This is a genomic window from Desulfuromonas sp. DDH964 (genome assembly GCF_001611275.1).
In the GTDB taxonomy this organism is placed as follows: Bacteria; Desulfobacterota; Desulfuromonadia; order Desulfuromonadales; family DDH964; genus DDH964.
Genome location: NZ_CP015080.1, coordinates 1,877,259 through 1,897,577 on the forward strand (window position 1 = coordinate 1,877,259; position 20,319 = coordinate 1,897,577).

General features: G+C 62.1%; 18 protein-coding genes. 16 read left to right on the forward strand and 2 right to left on the reverse strand.

Translation table 11 applies throughout. The features are described from left to right. The 4 genes from DBW_RS08520 (at position 1) to DBW_RS08535 (ending at position 4,827) form a co-directional block, all read left to right on the forward strand. Positions 1–825 carry a phosphoribosylformylglycinamidine synthase subunit PurQ gene (locus tag DBW_RS08520; RefSeq protein WP_066726879.1) on the forward strand — a complete coding sequence of 275 codons (825 nt, stop codon included), beginning with the start codon at positions 1–3 and terminating at the stop codon, positions 823–825. 149 nt (positions 826–974) lie between these two features. Next, positions 975–2,384, forward strand: a complete 1,410-nt coding sequence (purF, locus tag DBW_RS08525) for an amidophosphoribosyltransferase (protein ID WP_066726881.1) — start codon at positions 975–977, stop codon at positions 2,382–2,384. Between the two features lie 84 nt (positions 2,385–2,468). Then, positions 2,469–3,029, forward strand: a complete 561-nt coding sequence (pyrE, locus tag DBW_RS08530; RefSeq protein WP_066726883.1) for an orotate phosphoribosyltransferase — start codon at positions 2,469–2,471, stop codon at positions 3,027–3,029. 385 nt (positions 3,030–3,414) lie between these two features. Continuing rightward, positions 3,415–4,827: a HEAT repeat domain-containing protein gene (locus DBW_RS08535; RefSeq protein WP_066726885.1), complete on the forward strand. Its 1,413-nt coding sequence runs from the start codon at positions 3,415–3,417 to the stop codon at positions 4,825–4,827. A gap of 323 nt (positions 4,828–5,150) precedes the next feature. On the opposite strand, the gene DBW_RS18495 is transcribed toward DBW_RS08535, so the two are convergent. Further along, positions 5,151–5,438, reverse strand: a complete 288-nt coding sequence (locus DBW_RS18495; protein WP_066726887.1) for a hypothetical protein — start codon at positions 5,436–5,438, stop codon at positions 5,151–5,153. Positions 5,439–5,512: 74 nt separating this feature from the next. On the opposite strand from DBW_RS18495, the gene DBW_RS08545 reads away from it, so the two are divergent. The 4 genes from DBW_RS08545 (at position 5,513) to DBW_RS08560 (ending at position 10,295) form a co-directional block, all read left to right on the forward strand. Next, on the forward strand, positions 5,513–6,571 hold the full coding sequence (locus tag DBW_RS08545; protein WP_066726889.1) for a hypothetical protein: 1,059 nt from the start codon (positions 5,513–5,515) through the stop codon (positions 6,569–6,571). 38 nt (positions 6,572–6,609) lie between these two features. After that, on the forward strand, positions 6,610–8,787 hold the full coding sequence (locus DBW_RS08550; protein WP_082820263.1) for a DUF4384 domain-containing protein: 2,178 nt from the start codon (positions 6,610–6,612) through the stop codon (positions 8,785–8,787). 43 nt (positions 8,788–8,830) lie between these two features. Further along, entirely contained in the window at positions 8,831–9,475 is a 645-nt protein-coding gene (locus tag DBW_RS08555; protein WP_066726893.1) for a hypothetical protein, read from the forward strand. Between the two features lie 94 nt (positions 9,476–9,569). Continuing rightward, entirely contained in the window at positions 9,570–10,295 is a 726-nt protein-coding gene (locus DBW_RS08560; protein WP_066726894.1) for a FecR family protein, read from the forward strand. Between the two features lie 60 nt (positions 10,296–10,355). On the opposite strand, the gene DBW_RS08565 is transcribed toward DBW_RS08560, so the two are convergent. Then, complete coding sequence (locus DBW_RS08565; protein ID WP_335339874.1) at positions 10,356–12,506, reverse strand: CHASE2 domain-containing protein; 2,151 nt, start codon at positions 12,504–12,506, stop codon at positions 10,356–10,358. A gap of 138 nt (positions 12,507–12,644) precedes the next feature. Here DBW_RS08565 and DBW_RS08570 point away from each other — a divergent pair, with 138 nt between their 5' ends. The 8 genes from DBW_RS08570 (at position 12,645) to DBW_RS08605 (ending at position 20,317) form a co-directional block, all read left to right on the forward strand. Next, positions 12,645–12,908 (forward strand): hypothetical protein, encoded by a 264-nt coding sequence (locus tag DBW_RS08570; RefSeq protein WP_066726896.1) that lies wholly within the window; start codon positions 12,645–12,647, stop codon positions 12,906–12,908. Positions 12,909–13,172: 264 nt separating this feature from the next. Continuing rightward, positions 13,173–13,910 (forward strand): 3-oxoacyl-ACP reductase FabG, encoded by a 738-nt coding sequence (gene fabG, locus DBW_RS08575; protein ID WP_066726898.1) that lies wholly within the window; start codon positions 13,173–13,175, stop codon positions 13,908–13,910. A 76-nt stretch (positions 13,911–13,986) separates the two neighbouring features. Further along, the gene (locus DBW_RS08580) at positions 13,987–15,207 is read left to right on the forward strand and encodes a beta-ketoacyl-[acyl-carrier-protein] synthase family protein (protein WP_066726899.1); all 1,221 of its coding nucleotides are present in this window, start codon (positions 13,987–13,989) and stop codon (positions 15,205–15,207) included. Continuing rightward, complete coding sequence (locus DBW_RS08585; protein WP_066726900.1) at positions 15,204–16,691, forward strand: phytoene desaturase family protein; 1,488 nt, start codon at positions 15,204–15,206, stop codon at positions 16,689–16,691. The genes DBW_RS08580 and DBW_RS08585 overlap by 4 nt, the downstream gene beginning before the upstream one ends. After that, the gene (locus DBW_RS08590) at positions 16,679–17,917 is read left to right on the forward strand and encodes a beta-ketoacyl-[acyl-carrier-protein] synthase family protein (RefSeq protein ID WP_066726901.1); all 1,239 of its coding nucleotides are present in this window, start codon (positions 16,679–16,681) and stop codon (positions 17,915–17,917) included. The genes DBW_RS08585 and DBW_RS08590 overlap by 13 nt, the downstream gene beginning before the upstream one ends. Beyond that, on the forward strand, positions 17,910–18,158 hold the full coding sequence (locus DBW_RS08595; protein WP_066726902.1) for a phosphopantetheine-binding protein: 249 nt from the start codon (positions 17,910–17,912) through the stop codon (positions 18,156–18,158). Before DBW_RS08590 ends, DBW_RS08595 begins: the two co-directional genes overlap by 8 nt. Next, positions 18,159–18,974: a lysophospholipid acyltransferase family protein gene (locus DBW_RS08600; protein ID WP_082820266.1), complete on the forward strand. Its 816-nt coding sequence runs from the start codon at positions 18,159–18,161 to the stop codon at positions 18,972–18,974. It begins immediately after the preceding gene. Beyond that, positions 18,971–20,317: a phenylacetate--CoA ligase family protein gene (locus DBW_RS08605; protein WP_231875407.1), complete on the forward strand. Its 1,347-nt coding sequence runs from the start codon at positions 18,971–18,973 to the stop codon at positions 20,315–20,317. The genes DBW_RS08600 and DBW_RS08605 overlap by 4 nt, the downstream gene beginning before the upstream one ends. Positions 20,318–20,319 lie beyond the last annotated feature (2 nt).

Sequence of the window (20,319 nt, forward strand, 5' to 3'; positions counted from 1 at the left end):
ATGTCGAAACAGGTCCGTTCCATCGTCATCGCCGGCAACGGCACCAACTGTGAGCGCGAGGTCGCCAATGCCTGTCGCCTGGCCGGCGCCGAAGTGGCCGACATTGTTCATATCGCCGAACTGCTGGCCGGCCGGGTCGAACTCGGCAGCTACCATTTCCTCAATTTTGCCGGCGGATTCCTCGACGGCGACGACCTCGGCAGTGCCAAGGCTGGCGCCAATCGCCTGACCCACGCCCGGGTGGCTGGCGGCCGGGAGAACCTGGCCGCCCAGATCGGTCGCTTCATTGCCGACGGCAAACTCATCATGGGGGTCTGCAACGGTTTCCAGCTGATGGTCAAGATGGGACTTCTGCCCGGGCTGGACGGTGACTATCGGCGCCAGACTACTACCCTGACCTTCAACGACGGTGGTCGTTTCGAGGATCGCTGGACCTACCTCGCGGTCGATCCCGCATCGCCCTGCATCTACACCCGCGGCCTCAAGGGGATTTACCTCCCGGTGCGCCACGGCGAAGGAAAGTTCGTTGCCGAGAGTCCGGAACTGCTGGCGCAGCTCGCCGCCCGCCACCTCACGGTCCTCAAGTACGCCGATCGCGATTTTACTCCGACCATGGAGTACCCGCTGAATCCCAACGGTGCCCAAGGGGCGGTCGCCGGTCTCTGTGACCCGAGCGGGCGGATTTTCGGTCTGATGCCCCACCCGGAAGCCTATGTCCACCGTACCCATCATCCGCGCTGGACCCGCGAGGAGTTGCCGGAGGAGGGGATGGGGCTGTGGCTCTACCAGAACGCGGTCTCTTTTATCCGCCAGGAACTCCTCTGAGCGGCGCCCCGTTCTGGCCGGGCCGACTAGTCGCCGGGGAGCGGCTATCTTTTCTGCGGGGGCCTGTGCTAGACTACGCTCCTGAATCCCTCAAGCTTTATTTAACGTGTTGAATACGCGGGTAAAAACGCCCGAAAGGATAGCCCTACATGTTCGATAAATTCCAGGATGAATGCGGAGTTTTCGGGATCTTCGGCCACCCCGAGGCTGCCAACCTCACCTACCTGGGGCTCTACGCCCTGCAGCACCGCGGCCAGGAGAGCTGCGGCATCGTTGCCTCGGATGGAGCCAAGCTGCGCGCCTACAAGGGGATGGGCCTGGTCGCCGATGTCTTCAAGCGGGACGCCATTTTTGACGAACTTTCCGGTCGCAGCGCTATCGGCCATGTCCGCTACTCGACGGCGGGCGGCAACGATTTCAAGAACTGCCAGCCGATCATGGTCGACTACCATCGCGGTTCCATCGCCGTGGCCCATAACGGCAATCTGGTGAACGCCCAGGAGGTCCGCAACGAGCTCGAGCAGTCGGGGTCGATCTTTTCGACGATTGCGGACACCGAAACGATCATCCACCTTCTCGCTCGCGCCCAGTGCGACTCCCTGCCGGACCGGATCACCGAAGCCTTGATGCGCGTCAAGGGCGCCTACAGCCTGGTCTTCCTTACCGAGACCCGCATGGTGGCCGTCCGCGATCCCAACGGTTTCCGGCCGCTGGCGCTCGGACGGCTCGACGGCGCCTACGTGGTGGCTTCCGAGACCTGCGCGTTCGATCTGATCGAGGCCGAGTTCATCCGCGAGATCGAGCCGGGGGAGATGATCCTGATCGACAAGAACGGGATGCAGTCTTTTCATCCTTTCGGCGAGAAGGTCGCGCCGTCCCCCTGCATCTTCGAGTTCATCTACTTCTCCCGACCCGACAGTACCATCTTCGGCAAGCAGGTCTATGGTGTGCGCAAGGAGTTCGGCCGCGTACTGGCCCGGGAACATGCGGTCGAGGCGGATGTCGTCATCCCGATCCCCGACTCCGGGGTGCCGGCGGCTATCGGGTATGCGGAAGAGTCGGGGATTCCCTTCCAGCTCGGGTTGATCCGCAACCACTATGTCGGCCGCACCTTCATCGAACCGCAGCAGTCGATTCGCCACTTCGGGGTCAAGATCAAGCTCAACCCGGTGCGTGAGGTGATCGAGGGGAAGCGTGTCGTGGTGGTGGATGATTCCCTGGTGCGCGGTACCACGGCGCGCAAGATCATCAAGATGATCCGCAACGCCGGCGCCGCCGAGGTCCACATGCGCGTCTCCAGTCCGCCGACCTCCTTCCCCTGCTATTACGGCATCGACACGCCGACCCGAAAAGAACTGATTTCTTCCAGCCATACCGTTGAGGAGATCAACCGCTATATTACGGCGGACAGTCTCGGCTATCTCAGCAGGGAAGGGATGCGCGCCGCCGCCGGTGCTCCGGAAGGGAGTCCCGGGCATTTCTGCGACGCCTGCTTCAGCGGCCAGTACCCGGTCAAGTTCCCGCGCCTCAAGGCGGACAGTCAACTCGGGCTGTTTTAGTTCAAAATCAGGAGACGTATGGGACCGATGGGACATATGTCCCATCGGTCCCATACGTCTTATTCAATTCAAAGGAGGTTTTTCATGACCCGGGAAGAACGCAGCGAACTGATGGAAATCGTCCGCGAACTGTCCTACGAGGAACGGGAGGTGACCCTCGCCTCGGGACGCAAGAGTAATTTTTACTTCGATGGCAAGCAGACCTGCCTGCACGCCAGGGGGGGGCTGCTGGTCGGCAAGGCCTTCTGGCAGGAAGTAAAGGAGTTTGAAGGTCCGATTCATGGCGTCGGCGGTCTGACCCTCGGCGCCGACCCGATTGCGACCGCCACTTCCATTGCGGCCACCCTTGAAGGTACCAATGTCCATGCCTTCATCATCCGCAAAGAGCCGAAAGGGCATGGGACCGGGCAGTGGCTGGAAGGGCGCAAGAATCTGCCGCCCGGAAGCCGGGTCGTCATTGTGGAAGATGTCACCACCACCGGCGGGTCTTCGATGAAGGCGGTCGAGCGGGCCCGGTCCGAGGGCCTTGAGGTCGTCGGCATCGTTACCCTGGTCGATCGGGAAGAAGGGGCTCGCGAAAATATCGAGGGAGCGGGGCAGCAGCTGCGCTCCGTCTTCACCCGGACCCAGGTGGTCGGAAAATAGCCAGGCGCCAAATCGTCCATGGCTTTGTCGAGGGAGGCGATCAGCCTCCCTCCGCTTTTGGAAAGAGTTGCAGTCCTCTCGTGCTGTCCCGCCAATCGCTGCGGAAAATGATTATTTTCATCCCCCCGCGCATCCACTCCGGCCAACTCAGGCTGGCTAACTCTGGCTTGACATTTCCCAAGTAAAATAGTTCAATAACCACAAAAATTTAACTTCCTTCCGGTACTGGCGCAGCGATTGCCCTGCCACGGTTTGATCTCGCTGCCGCACTCTCCGGAAAACCCACGTGCACTTAGGTACCATTTCAGTGAATTTGATGACCGCCAGGTCTTTGCCGACGACAGGTGCTTTCTACGGTCTGTCGGGAATCAAGGGGAGTGTGCCCATGTCTATCTATTCAGTATTACCGCGTTTTCGGCGCCACACCAGGTCCCCCCTCTGGCTCTTTCTCCTGCTGTTTGTGACCTTCGGGGCAGTCACCCCGGGGGAGGGGGCCTGGTACGACCAGTACGGCATCTCTTCCAAGGGGGCCCTGACCTCTCCGGCCTCAGTCCCCGGGCTGACCAATGCTCTTGGCAGCCGGGACGCCAACGTACGCAAGTCGGCAGCCCAGTACCTCGGTAAAATCGGTCCGGCGGCCCGTGATGCGCTGCCGACCCTGATCGGTATGATTGGCTCCGAACCCCACCCCCGGGTACGCGGTGAGATCATCGTTGCGGTTTCAAGGATCGACCTCACCCCCGAGGCGGTTTCGGCGATGCTGGTGGCGTTGACCGACAAGGATGCCAATATCCGCAAGGCGACCCTGGTCGCCCTGACCCGATCCGACTATCGGGGGAGTGATTTTGTTGCCGCGGTCGAAAAGATGGCGAATAGCGATGCCCACAGCAAGGTCCGGGCGCTGGCCGCCAAAACGTTGCCGTCGCTGCAGAGTGGGCCTACTACCCCCGGGATCGGCAGCAGTGGCGGCGGCGCCATCGCCGGCAGTTTGCCGCGCACCACCAAGGAAAACCGTTACGGTGTCGCTGTCATCATCGGCAACCGCTATTATTCAAACAATAACAAGGACGTTCCTAACGTCGAATATGCCTACAATGATGCCCAGGCAATGTATGAATACGTCACCCAGACCCTCGGTTTTCGCGAGGGGAATATCATTTACCTGAAGGACGCCACTCAAGCCGACCTGGTCAGCACCTTCGGCACCAAGGACAATCCCAAGGGAAAACTCTTCGACTGGGTTCGTCCCGGCCAATCGGATATCTTCATTTACTACTCCGGCCACGGGGCGCCGGGACTCTCCAACGGGCAGGGGTACCTGTTGCCGGTGGACGGTAATCCGCTGAAGGTCGAGCTCAACGGCTATCCTCTCGATACCTTCTACGCCAACATGGCCAAGATCCAGGGGCGCTCCACCACCATTATCCTCGACGCCTGCTTTTCCGGGGTCTCCTCCAACGGTGCGGTGGTGCGCAACGCCTCCTCGATCTCCCTTAAACTGGTAGATACCAAACCAACTCTTACCAAGGGGACCACGGTGCTGACTGCCGCCGGAATGTCCGAGGTCGCCTCCTGGGATCCCGAATCGGAGCATGGGCTCTTTACCAGTTATTTCCTCAAGGGAATTCAGGGGGAGGCAGATGAAGGGGACTACGGTAATGGGGACGGTATCATCACTGTCGGCGAAATGAAGAAGTTCCTCCAGGAAGAGGTAACCTACAATGCCCGGCGCCTCTACGGGCGGGACCAGAACCCGCAAATTTCCGGGAATGCTGCGCAGGTCATCTACGGCGACTGACCCATACCACCCTGGCGGAGTGACTTCCATGGACCATTTGCGCCCCCTGCACCTGCTGTTCGCCTGTTGCCTGGTTATCTCCCTGGTCGTTCTGGCCCCCGCGTCATTACCCGCTGGCGAAGTTGACCCCGACCTGGCAGAGATAGGTGCGCTTCAGGCCGAGATCGACCAGGAGCTTGCAGCGTTTCGGGACGAAATCGGCACTGAATTTCACGCTTTCCGGGATGAACGGGACCGTGATTTTGCTGAATTTTTGCAGGAACAATGGGCTGCCTTCCAGGAATTCGAGGGCCTGGTGGCCACTATCGGCCCGAAACCGAAGGTTATTCCACCTGCCTCGCAAAAACCGGATGATAATGCGGTAAAGCCGAGCGGCCCCCGGGTCCATCCGACACCCGCACCCGCACCCGCACCCGCACCCGCACCCGCACCCGCGCCCGCGCCCGCGCCCGCGCCCGCGCCCGCGCCTGCGCCTGCGCCTGCCCCGGCACCTGCCCCGGCACCCGCACCCGCACCCGCACCTGCACCTGCACCTGCACCTGCACCTGCACCTGCACCTGCACAGGTCCCCGGTCCCGGGGCCGGACCGCTTCCGGTTCCGGTTCCGACACCGGTCATCGCTCCGGTTTCAGCACCGGTTGGGCCGAATGCCAACGTCGCCCGAATCAATTTTTTCGGGACAACCTTGACGATTCCTTTTGATCCCGCCCTTCGGTCCGAGCTCGGCAACAAGATAAACAATCGCGCAATCAGTGATGTCTGGACCACCTACAGTACCGCCGACTTTCCACCGCTGATCGAGGATCTCGGCCGGTTGCGGCAGGAAATCGGGTTAAACGACTGGGGCTACCTTCAACTGGTGCGGGGTCTTGCCGATAGCATCCAGCCGACACCCAACGATGCCGAACTCTTCACCTGGTTTTTGCTTACCAAGTCGGGATACCTCTGCAAGGTCGGTTATTATGGCAGCCAGGTCTACCTTCTGGCCCCGGCCAGCCCGGTCATCTATGAGACGCCCTATTTCAACCTGAACGGTGCCCGTTTCTACAATCTGACCACCTTGCGGGGGGTCGAGAACCCCGGTCGCATCCTGACTTACGGAAAGGACTACCCGGGGGTTGACCAGCCCCTCGCCTTGAATATGGCGCAACCCCCGACAGTTGGCCAGGAACCCTTCACGCGGGAACTGCGCTTCAACTATGCCGGAAAGTCCTACCTCATCAAGGTCGCCGGCAGCCGGCAGGTGGTTCGGTTCCTTGATGATTATCCCCAGACCGATTTCCCGGTCTTCTTCGCGGCACGCATGACACCAGAGGCAGACAGCTCCCTGCTCGATGCGCTACGGCCCCTGGTCGAAGGGAAGACCGAGAGTGAGGCGGTCAACCTGCTGCTCCGGTTTGTCCAGACCGCCTTCTCCTATCAGACCGATGACGAACAGTTCGGCAAGGAGAAGTACCTTTTTGTCGACGAAACCCTGTTCTTCCCCTATTCGGATTGCGAGGATCGCTCGATCCTTTTCTCCTTCCTGGTCCGCCGCCTGACCGGGCTGCCAGTGGTCGGCCTGCACTTCCCGGGGCACGTCGCCACGGCGGTCAGGTTTTCCGGCAAGGTCCCCGGAGACAGTGTCGTCATCGCCGGTGAACGCTATACCATCTGCGATCCGACCTACATCAATGCCAATATCGGCATGGCGATGCCGCAGTTTCGTACCGTTAACCCGGAGATCATCCCGGTCGGTCTCTGACCGTCCGGTTACCTGGATCGATTTCAACTGGAGCAGGAATGACAGTTTTTCCCGCAAATTTCAGAATCGGGCGGCGCTGGTGGCTACTTGCCGGATTGCTGCTGCTGGCCGGCTGCGCGCCTGCAACCCCTGACCCGACACCTCGGCGGCCTGCTGGAACTCCAGCCGTAGAAGGACGGGTTGCGACCGAATACACCATGATCGATGCGACCGCACCGGAAATGCCGGAATGGACTCTTGCGATTCCTGACGATGCGAATGGTGTGCATTACCTGGTTGCCCTGTCGGAACACCATGCTTCGGAACAGGATGCCCGGGAAACCGCGATGAAGAACGCCCGTCTCCAGTACGCGCAATATACCGGTGTCGAGGTGAGTGAAGTCGATGAGGTCATTCGCTCCATGTACGGGGCATCGAGTTCCGTTCTCGACCCGACCGTCGCCGGACGTAACCAGACCACCCAGAATACCGATGCCGAAGTCAGCCGGATCAAAGCGAAGCAGTGGTACCGGCAGACCTTCCAGGCTACCCGGGGCGGGGTTTCCCAGGGGCTGGTCTACAAATACTATGTGCTGGTCTCGGTGCCGACCGACGAAATCGAAAGGGTTCAGCAATGGCGACGTTCCCGCCAGGCGAATAAGCTTCAGGCGCAGAAACGGCTTGAGGAACAGGCGGAGCGGGAGCTGACGGAACTGCTCGATGGGCATCGCCAGAAGTTACAGGAGATCGACCGCAAGCAGGCGACCGGCGACCTGGTAACCACCCTGGTTTTGATCAAAACGGAAAGTGATCGCCTCGGTCGCGCGGTGGCACAATTTGAAAGTCGGGGCGATGTCTATGCCCGGCGCACTGCCACCCTGAGCGAGGCGCAAAAGGGAACCCTGGAGCGGGTGGCGCGGCTGCGCAGTTCGCTGGTAATCGATGTCGGTCACTGCAGCAGCGTCTGTATCCTCGATTCGGCCCCGGGGTACGTTATCCCGGTCTGGGTATGGACCAGGAACCCGGGCCAGGTCGAGGCGGTTTCCGGCCTCCCCCTGCTCCTCTCCGATCCGGCAGGAAAAGTGGTGGGGCGTGCGACGACCAGCGCTACCGGCAAAGCAGAATTCAGCCTCCCGGTCCTCGCCCCCGGGCGGTACCGGGTGACCATCGATACTTCCAGCGGCCAGCTCTCCACCCTCGACCCGGAACTGATCCGCGGTTTTGAAGCTGTCGAAAACAGCCTGCAGGCCGTGACGACCACCAGTGATTTCGATGGCGCCATCCAGAACGCCGTTAACCAGCTCTTCACTGGTCCCGGGCATCTGCCGCCGCCGGTCGAGAAGGTTATCCTCGGCCCGGTGACCTTCGCCACGAGCCGCGAAGGGAGCGAGCTCGCTTTGGCCATCCAACGCCAGCTGCGGCTCAACATTACCCGAATCAACGGATTGACGGTTCTCGAACCGAAACCCCGGGATGCCCAGGTGGTGGCCCAGGCCGTGACGCGGGGCATTGCCCTGAGTTCTGACCAGCCTGTGGGGAATAAGGGTGCCGCTCCGACCGTCGGGTCACCGTCGATCCAGGCGATAATTGACGGTGCCCAGGCCGCCCTCGAATCGACCTACACTGTCAACGGGGACAAGGTTCTGCTCGATTTGACCTTGCGGGAAGCCGGTACCGACCGGCTGCTGGCGGCGACCGGAGTGTCGATCCCCACCTCGGCAATTCCGGTCGGACTGCAATGGAGGCCACTGCAGATCCGGGAAGAGGTGGCGCCCCTGGTCGAACCTGTCGGAGGCGCCATTCACCTGCAGGTCGCTTCCCATCTCGGCGATGGCCAGACCTTCCAGGAAGGGGACGTGATTTCCTGGTTCGTCAGCGCTGACCGGGATGCCTATATCCTTTTGATCTACGAAGACGCTGCCCGGAACCTGATCCAGATTCTGCCCAATCGCTACTCCGGGGACGGACATTTCCCGGCCGGGCGGTTTCTGCAGATTCCCTCGGCCAGGGATCGTTTCGAGTTCACGATCACCAGCCCCTTCGGGCGGGAAAAGATCTGGGCCTTTGCCTCGGTCACCCCTTTCCCAAAACTCGCCGCGGCTGAGCTCGAAAACGGCCTCTACTTGTTGCGGGAAGATTTGCCGACCATTGTTCGTCGCCTGCGCAGTGCCGGCAAGGCCGCCGGTAATTTTTACGGTGAAGCCCAGGCAATGATTACTACTGTGGCTTCACGTTGACGTGCCTGAAATATTTCTGACCCCAGACAAGGAGGACTCATCGATGAAAAAAAACCTGAGCATGTTGGTATCTGGTGTATTGCTCGCCTTTTTGGCAGCCTGTTCCGCCACCCAGGAACCGGTCGCCATTCCCCCCACCCCCGGTGAAGCGCTGATCTGGTCATCCGCTGCCGAGCGTCCGGCCTGGACCATGGAAGAGCCGGAGACCAAGGATGGGCAGATGTGGTTTGTCGGCCTTTCCGGGAAACTCTCCACCGAACAGCTCGCCCGCGACGACGCCAAACGTAATGCCACCAAGAGTGTGGTTCAGTACATGGGGACGCTGGTTAAGGACAAGTTCGAGCGCGCCCGGGTGAGCTACGGTCTGGAGAGCGATGTGGTCGATCCGACCGCCGGTGCCCGTGAGTTCGAAAAGCAGATGTCCGTCAATATGGCCAGCAAGGTCAAGGTCAAAAACTGGTACCAGGAGAAGTGGCAGACCCCGACCGGTGTAGCCAATGTCGCTTATGCTCTCGCCTTTGTTCCCCTTGAGGCGATGGATGAGACCTATCAGCAGACGGCGAAAAATCTCGCCAAGGATGCCGAGCGCAAGGCGAAGGAAGCGAATGATGCCGTTGCCAAGCAGCAGGCGGAAAAAGCCGCTGAATTCTGGGCGCAGATGCAGGACCAGGGTGTCGTTGAGAAGTAAGCCCGGCATTTTTGGGGAACCCCAGGTCGGTGCCTGCTGGCCATGGCCAGCAGGCACCGACTTCTTCCTGCTCTTCTCCTCTGAGGCTTGACCGATGATCCGCTATCTTTCGTTGCTATTGATCTTTTGTGCCCTTCCTGCCCTGGCCGCGGAACCCCTCGGCCAGGTCGAGAGTGTTAGCGGCAAGGTCCTTTTCTACCCGCAGGGTCGGGTTCGCGGCGAGACCTTGCGTCAACCCGGGGCCAGACTGGGGGCAGGGGACTCGCTGACGACCCAGCGCGGTGGCGAGTCCAGACTCGCATTCGTCGATGGTAACCGGATGATCCTGACCGAAAATTCAACCCTCCTGGTCAAGGGCCGGGATGCCGCCGAGGTCAAGACCGGCATGGTGCTGCTCGATATCCGGAAACGGGGAGAGCTCAAGGGGTTTGAGGTCAGCAGCGCCACGGTCACCATCGGCGTTCGCGGTACCCGCTTCGCCGTTAGCAATGCGGACGGTCGGGTCGCCGTTCATCTCAAGGAAGGAAAACTGGCGGTAAAGTCGGCCAGCGGTGGCTTTCAGAAACATCGCGACGGGGACTTCGCCGATCAGTTCCAGCAGATGAAGGATGACCTGCGCCAGCGTTTCGACGCCGATCGGGAACGGATGCAGGCCCAGTTCGACGCTGCCCGCGAGCATATGGCGGCAGGGGATATCGAATTCGTCGAGCAGATCGAACTCGAGGAGGGGAGCAGCCTTACCATCGAAGGGAACGAGGCCTGGGTGACCCCTCTCGGAAGCGACCTTGATGCCGAGTTCGCCCGCTTCGAGAATTTCTAGAGAAGAATTTCGACGCGAGTAAATAGGAAGAGGGCGGTGCATTCAGGCGCCGCCCTCTTCCTATTTACTCTGCAGGTCGAAAACTCCGTCCCAATCGGCGGGAGGCGGGGTTTGCACGAAGGCCTGGCAGCGGTCGAGAAAAACCGCCGCGGGTGGGTCACCGGTCGCTGCGACCAGGGCACCGAACCGCTGCGCGGCACAGGCAAAATCGGCCTTGAAATAGAGTTCCAGCGCGGATTCGAACTCCTCTTTCCGGGAACGGTTGTTCCCCTCGTCGGCCATGACCTCGTAGATGGCGACCGGCAGGTGCTTCCCCTTGACCCTCACCCGGTCGAGGAGGCGCACCAGGAAGGGGGCAGCAAGGCGGTCGTGGGTAAATTCACTGATCACAATGCGGACCCGGTAAACCTTGCAGAGCCCTTCGAGGCGGGAGGCGAGGTTGACGGCGTCACCGATGGCGGTGTACTCGAAGCGGACCTTGGAGCCCATGTTGCCGACGATGCAACCACCGGTATTGACGCCGACCCCGACATCTATCTGCGGCAGGTCGAGGCGCTCGAAACCGGCGTTGATCTCCTTCAGGCAGGCAACGATGCCGAGAGCGGAGGCGACCGCCCGGTCAGGATGGTCCTCGACGTGGAGGGGGGTGTTGAAGAGCGCCATCATGGCATCGCCGATGTACTTGTCAAGCATGCCCCGCTGCTGCAGGACCACCTGGGTCATCGGGTCGTGAATCTGGTTGAGCATCTGTACCAGTTGTGGTGCCGTAACTTTCTCCGAGAGGCTGGTGAACCCGCGAATATCACTGAACAGGATCGACACCTCCCGTTCGACGCCACCGAGATCCAGCTTGTCCGGGTCTTCGAGGATCTCCCGGACCACCTCCGGCGAGACATAGGACGTGAAGGCGCGTTTCAGTTGCCCGGCACGCAGCTCGGTCTGGACGAAAGACTCGGTTTCCAGGGCTGTGGCAAAGAGGAAAAAAGGGAAGAGAATATAGAACTCGCGGGTCCAGAGATCGGCGCCGATCAGCAGGGCGTTGGCCGCAGCGAGAACCCCGAAGACCAGGAGGAGGTAGGTTGCGACGCGGGCGCCGATACGGCGTTGGCGCCCGGCGGCCCATGCCAGCAGCAGGGTAAGCGCCAACAGGGTGAGGTCAAGGAAAGGGGCCGTTCGCAAAAGCCGTCCCTCCAGCAGGTTGGAGAGGGCGGTTGCATGCAGCCAGACCCCAGGAGTGACCGCGGCTACCGGGGTCGGGCGCAGATCGAAGATCCCCACCTCGGTGACCCCGACCAGAACCAACTTGTCGCGGAAGAACTCGGGGGGGAGGGTGCCGTCGATGATATCGACGGCCGAGACCAGGGGCGCTGCCGCGAGGCTGCCGTAATTCAGGCGCAGAGAGCTTCCGGAGAGCTTGACGTCGCCAAGAACAAAGGAGAGCAGACCGCCGGAGTCGATGCTCAGCACCGGTTCCCGGTCGAGGTCGTAGCGGGCCATCTGCACCGCCAGTGAAGGGAGTGCAAAACCCTGATGCAGATAGGCGATCGGGTAACGCCGGTAGAGACCGTCCGGGTCGGGTTCGGCATTGAAAAACCCTCCGGCAAGCGCGCCGGCGTTGATCTCCGGCAGGTTGGTCTCGACGAAATTGAAGTCCTTCAGGCCGGTTACCCCTCCGGCGCTGCGGATATCACGGAATCCCCATTCGGCAAGGTGATCGAGGTCGGCTTCACTGGTCCAGGTGGTGGCCTGGGAGCGGAAGAAGAAACCGGCAACGACATTCCCCGCCTCTTCAATCGCCGCCGCCAGGGCAGTGTCCTGATCGGCGTCGGCGACGTCGGCAAAGATCATGTCGAGGCCGACCAGGCGGGCTTGACCGAGGCCCAGCATCAGCTTGGCGAGGACCTTCCGGTTCCAGGGCCAGCGCCCCAGCTGATTGATGCTGCGTTCATCGACGGTGACGATGACCAGGTTGGGGCGCAAAACCGGCTGCTGTCCCAGACTTTCCCGAACGGCAAATTTGCAATCTTCAAGGGGCAAGGCAAATCGCGCCAGCAGGGATGGGTCCCAGAAATAGCAGAGGGCACCCAGAACCAGGGCGAGGAGAAAGGCGAGTGGCCGAAACCGATTCTCAAGACGTTTGATATCACCCTCCCTTAAATCGCAGAAAACGGCATTTACAGGCGTCGCAGCAACCAGGTGTCGCCTGTGGATAGTAAACGATTATCCCCGGTGACCCAAGGGAAAATCAAGCTCTCCCTCCAGGGCTTTCTGGCGCAATGCGCAGGTTCCGCTATACTGGTGCCCGAAAGGTCGTGCGTCGTCCCACTGCCGAACCGGAGGAAGTGCTTTATGGAACTCTTCTTTGTCCTGCTGTTGCTGGGACTGCTGCCTGCCTATATCGCCATGAACAAGGGACGCAATTTTATCCTGTGGTGGCTCTACGGTACGGTTCTCTTCGTCATTGCTATTTTCCATGCGATCACCTTGAAGCCGACTCCTGAATACCTCGCCGAAATCGGGTTGCGCTACTGCCCCGCATGTGACCGGATCGTCCAGTTGGACGACCCCTCCTGCCCGCACCGGGATTCATCCCCCGCCGAATCCGCCCCCTGAACAGATTCCTTTCCCGGCGCTCTTCTTTTCTGTAGAATAGGCCGTGGCCGGTTGGATTTATTCTTCGACAGCCTTTTTCCTGTTCCTTGCCGGGAAATACTCCGTGGGGGCATTTGAAAGGTTGAAACCCGAGGCGGGAACGTGGTAAAAAACCGTCGTCCTGACGAAGAAAAAAATGACTGAATGCGGTTGCTGGTAGCGGCTGTTTTGCCGCGGCACCCCGCACCTGAAAAAATGCGGCGCGGGGAAGGGGAGGGTAGAGCCATGAACAAGGAAACCGTGCGGGAAGTGGCGCTGGTCACCGGAGCAAGCAAGGGGATCGGCGCGGCCATTGCGCTTGAACTGGCGCAAAACGGTTTCGATATCTGGCTCAACTACCGCTGTGACAGCGCTGCCGCGCTGAAGGTCCAGGCGGCCATCGAGGCGGCCGGAGTCGAATGCCGGCTTGTTCCCTTTGATGTCGGCGATCGCGACTCCTGCGACGCGGCCCTGGCGCCTTTGCTGGCTGAACGGACTCCGTTTGCCCTGGTCAACAATGCCGGCTTCGCCCGGGACGGCTTGCTGGTCTGGATGAAGGAAGAAGAATGGCGGGATGTGCTCAATGTCCATCTCGACGGCTTCTTCCATGTCACCCGCCCGGTGGTGGGCGCCATGCTCAAGAAACGGCGCGGCCGGATCGTCAATATCGTCTCTACCTCCGGCCAGAGCGGCGTCCCCGGGCAGGTCAACTATTCGGCCGCCAAGGCCGGCCTGATCGGAGCGACGCGCTCCCTCGCCGCTGAGGTTGCCCGACGCAATATCCTCGTCAACGCGGTTTCGCCCGGCTTTATCGAGACCGAAATGATCGGCGATTTGCCGAAGGAAAAAATCCTGCCGATGATTCCCTTGGGGCGGGTCGGCACTCCCGAGGAGGTTTCCGGGCTGGTCGCCTTTCTCTGTTCGGAGCGGGCCACCTACATCACCGGCCAGGTCTTTGCCGTGAACGGTGGCGCCTACATGTAAAGAGAGTCCCCGCGCGACCGCTACCGCCCATAGGGCATAACGTTCAAGCATTCAGGGCCAAAGTTCAAGGGATACTATGCATCGGGTTGCAATCACAGGTATTGGTATCGTTTCCTGTCTCGGCAGTGACCGGGCGCGGGTGGCATCCGCCCTGCGCCGGGGCGAGTCGGGGATCGTTCTCGATGCCGAGCGGCAGCGGCTGGGCTATCGCAGCCCGCTGACCGGGGCCCTGCCCGATTTTGACGCCAGCGCCCGGCTTTCCCGCAAGCAACGCAAAACGATGCCCGACTTTGCCATTCAGGCTTATCACGCCGCCGCGGATGCTCTGTCCATGTCCGGTCTGGCGGCGGAGGAGATCCAGAACCCTGCGAGCGGGTTGATCTTCGGCTGTGATTCGAGCTGCATCGCCGCGGTCGAACAGGTCGACCTGCTGCGCCAGGCCGGCGAAACCAAGGCGATTGGCAGCGGGCTGGTCTTTCGGTCCATGACCAGCTGCGTAACGATGAACCTCAATACCCTGTTCCATACCCAGGGCGCCTGCTGGACCCTCAGCTCGGCCTGTTCCAGTGGCGGTCATGCCATTGGTCAGGCCGCCGACCTGATCGCTCTCGGTCGCCAGGAGCGGATGATTTGCGGGGGGGCCCAGGAGATCAACTGGGAGTCGATGTGCAGTTTCGATGCGCTCAATGCCTTCTCGCTGCGCCTCGACGACCCACAGCGGGCCTGCCGCCCCTTTGATGCCGACCGGGATGGCCTGGTGCCAAGTGGTGGCGCGGCCGCCGTTCTCCTCGAACGTTATGACCTGGCCCAGGCCCGCGGGGCGCGGATTCTCGGTGAAGTGGCAGCCTATGCCTTCTCATCCGACGGGCAGCATCTTTCCGTACCCAGCCAGGGCGGGCTGCAGCGGGCGATGGCGGGGGCGATTGCCCAGGCCGGCCTGAAACCGGCCGATATCGACTACATCTGCGCCCATGCGACCTCGACCCCGGCTGGTGACGCCGCGGAGGCGGAGAACATCCACGCCGTCTTCGGCGATGACGGCCCCTGGGTTTCCTCGACCAAGTCGATGACCGGGCATGAACTCTGGATGTCCGGGGCTTCCCAGGTCGTTTACAGCACCCTGATGGCCGAAGGCGGCTTTATCGCTCCCAATATCAATTTCAGCACGCCCGACGACAGCAGCCGCCGGCTGCGCATCGCCGCCGAGACCGTCCCCCGGGCGCCGGAACTGGTCCTCTGCAATTCGGCAGGATTCGGTGGGACCAATTCCTGCCTGGTGCTGAGGTTTGGCGCGTGACCTATGACTTTGTGGTCATTGGTGCCGGAATTTCCGGACTGACCACGGCGTTGATCCTGGCCCGCCATGGGCGGTCGGTGGCGCTGGTCGAAAAGGCTCCCGAGATCGCTCCCCTGTTGCGGGGGTTCAGCCGCAGCGGAGCACACTTCGAAACCGGTTTTCACTACGCCGGGGGCTTGGATGAGGAGGGTATTCTCACCCGCTTTTTCCGTTACCTGGAAATAGCGGACGAGGTCGAGACGACTCCGTTTTCTGGCTCCTGTTTTGATCGGCTGCGTTATCCCGGCGGGGACGAGTTTCATTTCCCGGTGGGGTATGATGCCCTGAATGCGGCTCTCTGTGAGGCTTTCCCTGCGGCAGCGGGCGAAATCACCGCCTATCTTGACCTGGTGCAATCGGCCTGTTCGACCCTGCCGTATCTGAACCTGGACGCGGACTTCGGTGCCCTCGGCCCCTTCGGGGCGCTTCAGGGTCCGACCCTCGCCGAGGTGTTGACACGGGGGATCTCGCCACCCGCTCTGCGTCGCCTGCTGGCGCTGCATACCCTGCTCCACGGCGTTCCGGCCGCCGAGGTTCCCTTTGCTCTCCATGCCAGCGTCGTTGGGTTGTACTATCGGTCGGCGCATGGCATACGTGGCGGCGGAAAGCAACTCGCCGAGGTGTTGGCCCGGCAGCTCGCGGCCCGCGGGATCAGCATCTTTTGCGGCAGCCGCGCTCTCGCCCTGCAATGGGATGCTGCCGGTGCCCTGGAAGGAGTCCTCACCGACCGGCATGACCTGTTGCGTAGCCGTAATTGTGTCAGCAGCCTGCATCCCCGCTCGTTTCTCGACCTGGTCGGCGCCGCTGCGTTGCGTCCTGCCTACCGCAAACGCCTGCTGGGGCTGGCCGAGACCTGCTCAGGTTACCTCGGGTTCTTCACGGCCAGGCGCCCGGTTCCACTGCTGGCCGGCAGCAACCTCTATCTCGCCGGCAAGGCGGAAGGAGACGCCAGGTCCCCTGGGATGCCGATGGAGGATCGCCTCCTCTATCTGGCGGGGGGGGCAACTGATGATGGATCCGGCCCGCACGCCCTGGTCGCTATCTGCCCTGCGGATGTGGCAGAGACCAGTGCCTGGGCCGACTCGCGCCATGGGGGGCGGCCGGGGGCCTATCGTCAGTTCAAGGCGGAAATGATGGCGCGGATGCAGGCCCGCATCGAGGAGGAGGTGCCGGAACTCCAGGGCGCCCTTACCCTGCGAGCCGGGGCGACGCCACTCACCTTAAGGCATTACCTCGGCCATCCCGGAGGAGGGCTGTACGGTGTCGGTCATCGGGTCGGGCAATACAACCCGCAAGCCGCGACTCGCCTGCCGGGGGTTTTTCTGACCGGGCAGGCAACGGCCGCACCGGGACTGCTCGGTGGCATGCTTTCCGGATTTCTGACCTGCGGTGAAATTCTGGGTCACGACCGGTTGCGGATGGAGGTCAAGCGATGCGCGCACTGAGGCGGGTTGTGGTTACCGGGTTGGGGGCTGTTTCCCCCTTCGGTCGGGGTGTTCCGACGCTGATGGCGGCCCTTTATGCCGGGCAAAGCGCCGTTCGCCAGGTCCCCGAGCTGGAGCGGATCGGCGGCTTGCGTACCCGCGTCGCCGCCCTGGTGCAGGGGATTGACCCCCGCGAGATACCGCGCAAGGACCGGCGCTCCATGTCGGCGATGTCGGTCTATGCGACCCTCGCCAGCCACGAAGCTCTGGCCCAGGCCGGCATCGGTACCCCTGAGCTGGAGGGAGGACGCCTCGGTGTCGCCATCGGTTCCACCGTCGGCAGCACTCAGACGACCGAAGACTTTTTCCGCGACTTTTTCACCGACCATAGCCTGGAGCGGATGAAGTCGACCCTCTTCTTCCAGATCATGAATCACAGCTGTGCCGCCAACGTGGTCCAGGCTCTCGGCATAACCGGCCGCCTGCTTGCCCCTTCGGCGGCCTGCAGCACCGGTTGCCAGGCTGTCGGCTATGGCTACGAGCAGGTCGCCCTGGGGCGGCAGGACTTCATGCTCTGCGGCGGCGCCGACGAGTTCCACCCGCTGACGGCAGCGACCTTCGACGTCATGACCGCCGCCTCGATCGGTTTCAACGACGAGCCGGAGCTGACCCCGCGCCCCTTTGATCGTCGGCGGGATGGCATGGTCTGCTCCGAAGGGGGTGGCATCGTCCTCCTCGAAGCACTCGACTCGGCGCTCGCCCGCGGCGCCACCATTCTCGGCGAGGTTACCGGCTTTGCCACGGTCTCCGACCCGAGCAGCATTGCCAACCCCAATGCCGCGGCGATGGAGCGCTGTATGCGGGAGACCCTCGAAGATGCCGAACTGGCGCCGGAAGAGGTTGACTACATCAATGCCCATGCGACCGCGACCACCCAGGGAGATATCGCCGAAGCCGAGGCGATCCGGGCTATTTTTGCGGCCCGGGTTCCGGTGAGCAGTCTCAAGGGGCATATGGGGCATACCATGGCCGCCAGCGGCGCCCTGGAGCTGCTGGCCTCGATTGAAATGCTGCGGCAGGGGCGCCTGGTTCCAACCCTCAACCTCAATGAGGTCGATCCCGCATGCGCTGGCATCCTTCATGTCCGTGGCATGGAGTCCCGGCCAGTGCGGGCATTCATCAAAAACAACTTCGCCCTCGGGGGCGTCAATTCATCGCTCGTGGTAAGGAGATATCCGCATGACTGAAGAACAGATCATTGATCTGATCAACCGCTCCCTCGCTGAAGAGTTCGAGCTCGAACTCGCCGATTTGCAGCCCGAAGCCAATATCTATGCGGATCTCGGTCTCGACAGCCTCGACACTGTCGACATGGTGATCGTTCTCGAAGGCGCCTTCAAGTTCAAAATCCGCGAAGAGGAGGCGATCCGCGAAATTCGCACCCTCGGGGATATTCACCGCTTCGTCATTGCCAAGCTGAAGAACTGAATGACGCCGACTGCCGTGACCCCAACCGCCTCCCAAGAGTTCACCGGGGATTCTCCCCGGTTCGGGGTCCGGGCCCTGCTGATGAATGGCGTGGTCTATCCGCTGCTGGTGGTGTGGACACTCCTCGGCATGCTCTGCTTTCCGCTGTTGTTCCTGGTCTGGAAGCTCGTCACCCGCTGGCCGGCCGGTCGCATCATGCGGCACTTTATCTGGATTTACGGACGTGGCTGGCTGCTGATCATGGCCCCCTTCGTGCGCTTTCGCTGCCGCGGCTTTGCCGATCTCGATCTTTCCCGGCCGGTGATCTTCGTCGTCAATCACCAGTCGTTCTTTGACACCTACTGCATGGGCCTGCTCCCCGTCTTTGACGTGACCTTTGCGGTCCGCTCCTGGCCGTTCCGGATGGTCTGGTACCGGTGGTTCATGCATCTCGCCGGCTACCTGGATGTCGAGAGTTCCAGCTGGGGGGAAGTCGAAAGGAACGGAAGCCGGGTCCTCGAAAGGGGGGGGCATCTCCTCTTCTTTCCGGAGGGGCATCGCAGCCGCGACGGTCATCTGCAGCGTTTTTACAATGGCGCCTTTCAGCTGGCAGTGGCAACCGGCCGGCCGCTGGTCCCCCTCTGCCTCAGTGGCACCGGTACCCTGCTACCGCCGGGACGGCTCAGCCTGCGCCCGGCCCGGGTCTGCCTGACGGCCCTGCCGGCCATCGACAGCCGGTGTTTTTCGGGGGCGAATGCCCACCGTGAATTGCGTACCCTGGCCCGCGACCGGATGATCGCCGTCCTCACCGGGCAGGCTGGCGGAGACTCTGCGTGAATCTGACTGCCGGCAACGACCGCTTTGCCCCTTTCGCCGAACTGTCGTTTACGTCCCCGGCCGCGATTGGCGCGGTCCAGGACCGGCTTCTGCGCGAACACCTCGCCTACCTCGCCGCGCGCTCGCCCTTTTACCGGAAACGCTTCGCAGCCAGCGGCGTCGACCCGCTCCGCATCGGGGGGGTCGCCGATCTCGCCGCTTTGCCCATGACCGGCAAGGACGATCTGCAGCGCTGCAATGAGGAACTGCTCTGTGTTCCTACCAGTGAAGTCGTCGATCGCTGCCTGACCTCCGGGACGACCGGGCGACCGCTGGTTCTTGACCAGACCCGGACTGATCTCGACCGCCTCGCCTATAACGAGGCCAGGGCTTTTGCCGCCGCCGGCCTCGGTCCCGCCGACCGGGTCCTGGTAGCGGCAGCCATCGATCGTTGCTTCATGGCGGGTATGGCCTATTTTCTCGGCCTGGTCCGCCTCGGGGCGACTGCCATCCGCGGGGGGTCGTCGAGTATCCCGGCGCTGGTCGAACTGGTCCGGGATCAGCGTCCGACCGCCCTGATCGGTGTGCCGAGCCTGCTCCTCGCCCTTGGCGAGCGCATGGCGGAAGGTGGGACGGCGGTGGCCGAACTCGGAGTGAAAAGGATGATCTGCATCGGTGAACCGGTGCGCAATCCCGACCTGGGTCTCTCCGGCCTTGGCCGGCGCCTGGCCGAACTCTGGAGCGGCGAGGTTTACGGGACCTATGCCAGTACCGAGATGGCGACCGCATTTGCCGATTGCAGTGCCGGTTGCGGCGGCCACCTGCAACCGGAACTGATGGTGGTCGAGATCCTCGGTGAGGACGGCAGCCCCCTCCTGCCGGGCGTGGCCGGCGAGGTCGTCGTCACCCCGTTGCAGGTGACCGGTATGCCGTTGCTGCGCTACCGCACCGGGGATATTGCCGTCCTCCATACCGATCCCTGCCCCTGCGGCCGCAAAACCCCGCGACTCGGACCGGTACTGGGCCGCAAGGCGCAGATGCTCAAGTATCGGGGGACGACTGTTTTTCCGCCGGCGATCACCTCGGTGCTGCAGGATATGGAAGAGGTGGATGGATTCTATATCGAGGTCTTTGACGACTTCCCCCTCTCCGACCGGATCCGGGTGGTTGTTGCCACCCGGCATTCCGGACAGTCCGGGGAGGAGATCGCCGAACGGATCGCGGCCCGCACCCGGGTCAAACCGGAAGTCGTCCTTGCCAGCAGCGAGGCAGTGCGGAAAATGACCCTGAGCCCGGAAAAGCGCAAATCGGTCACCTTTTTCGACCACCGGCGTAATCGGGCTGTCGCTGGCAGCGGGGACTGACC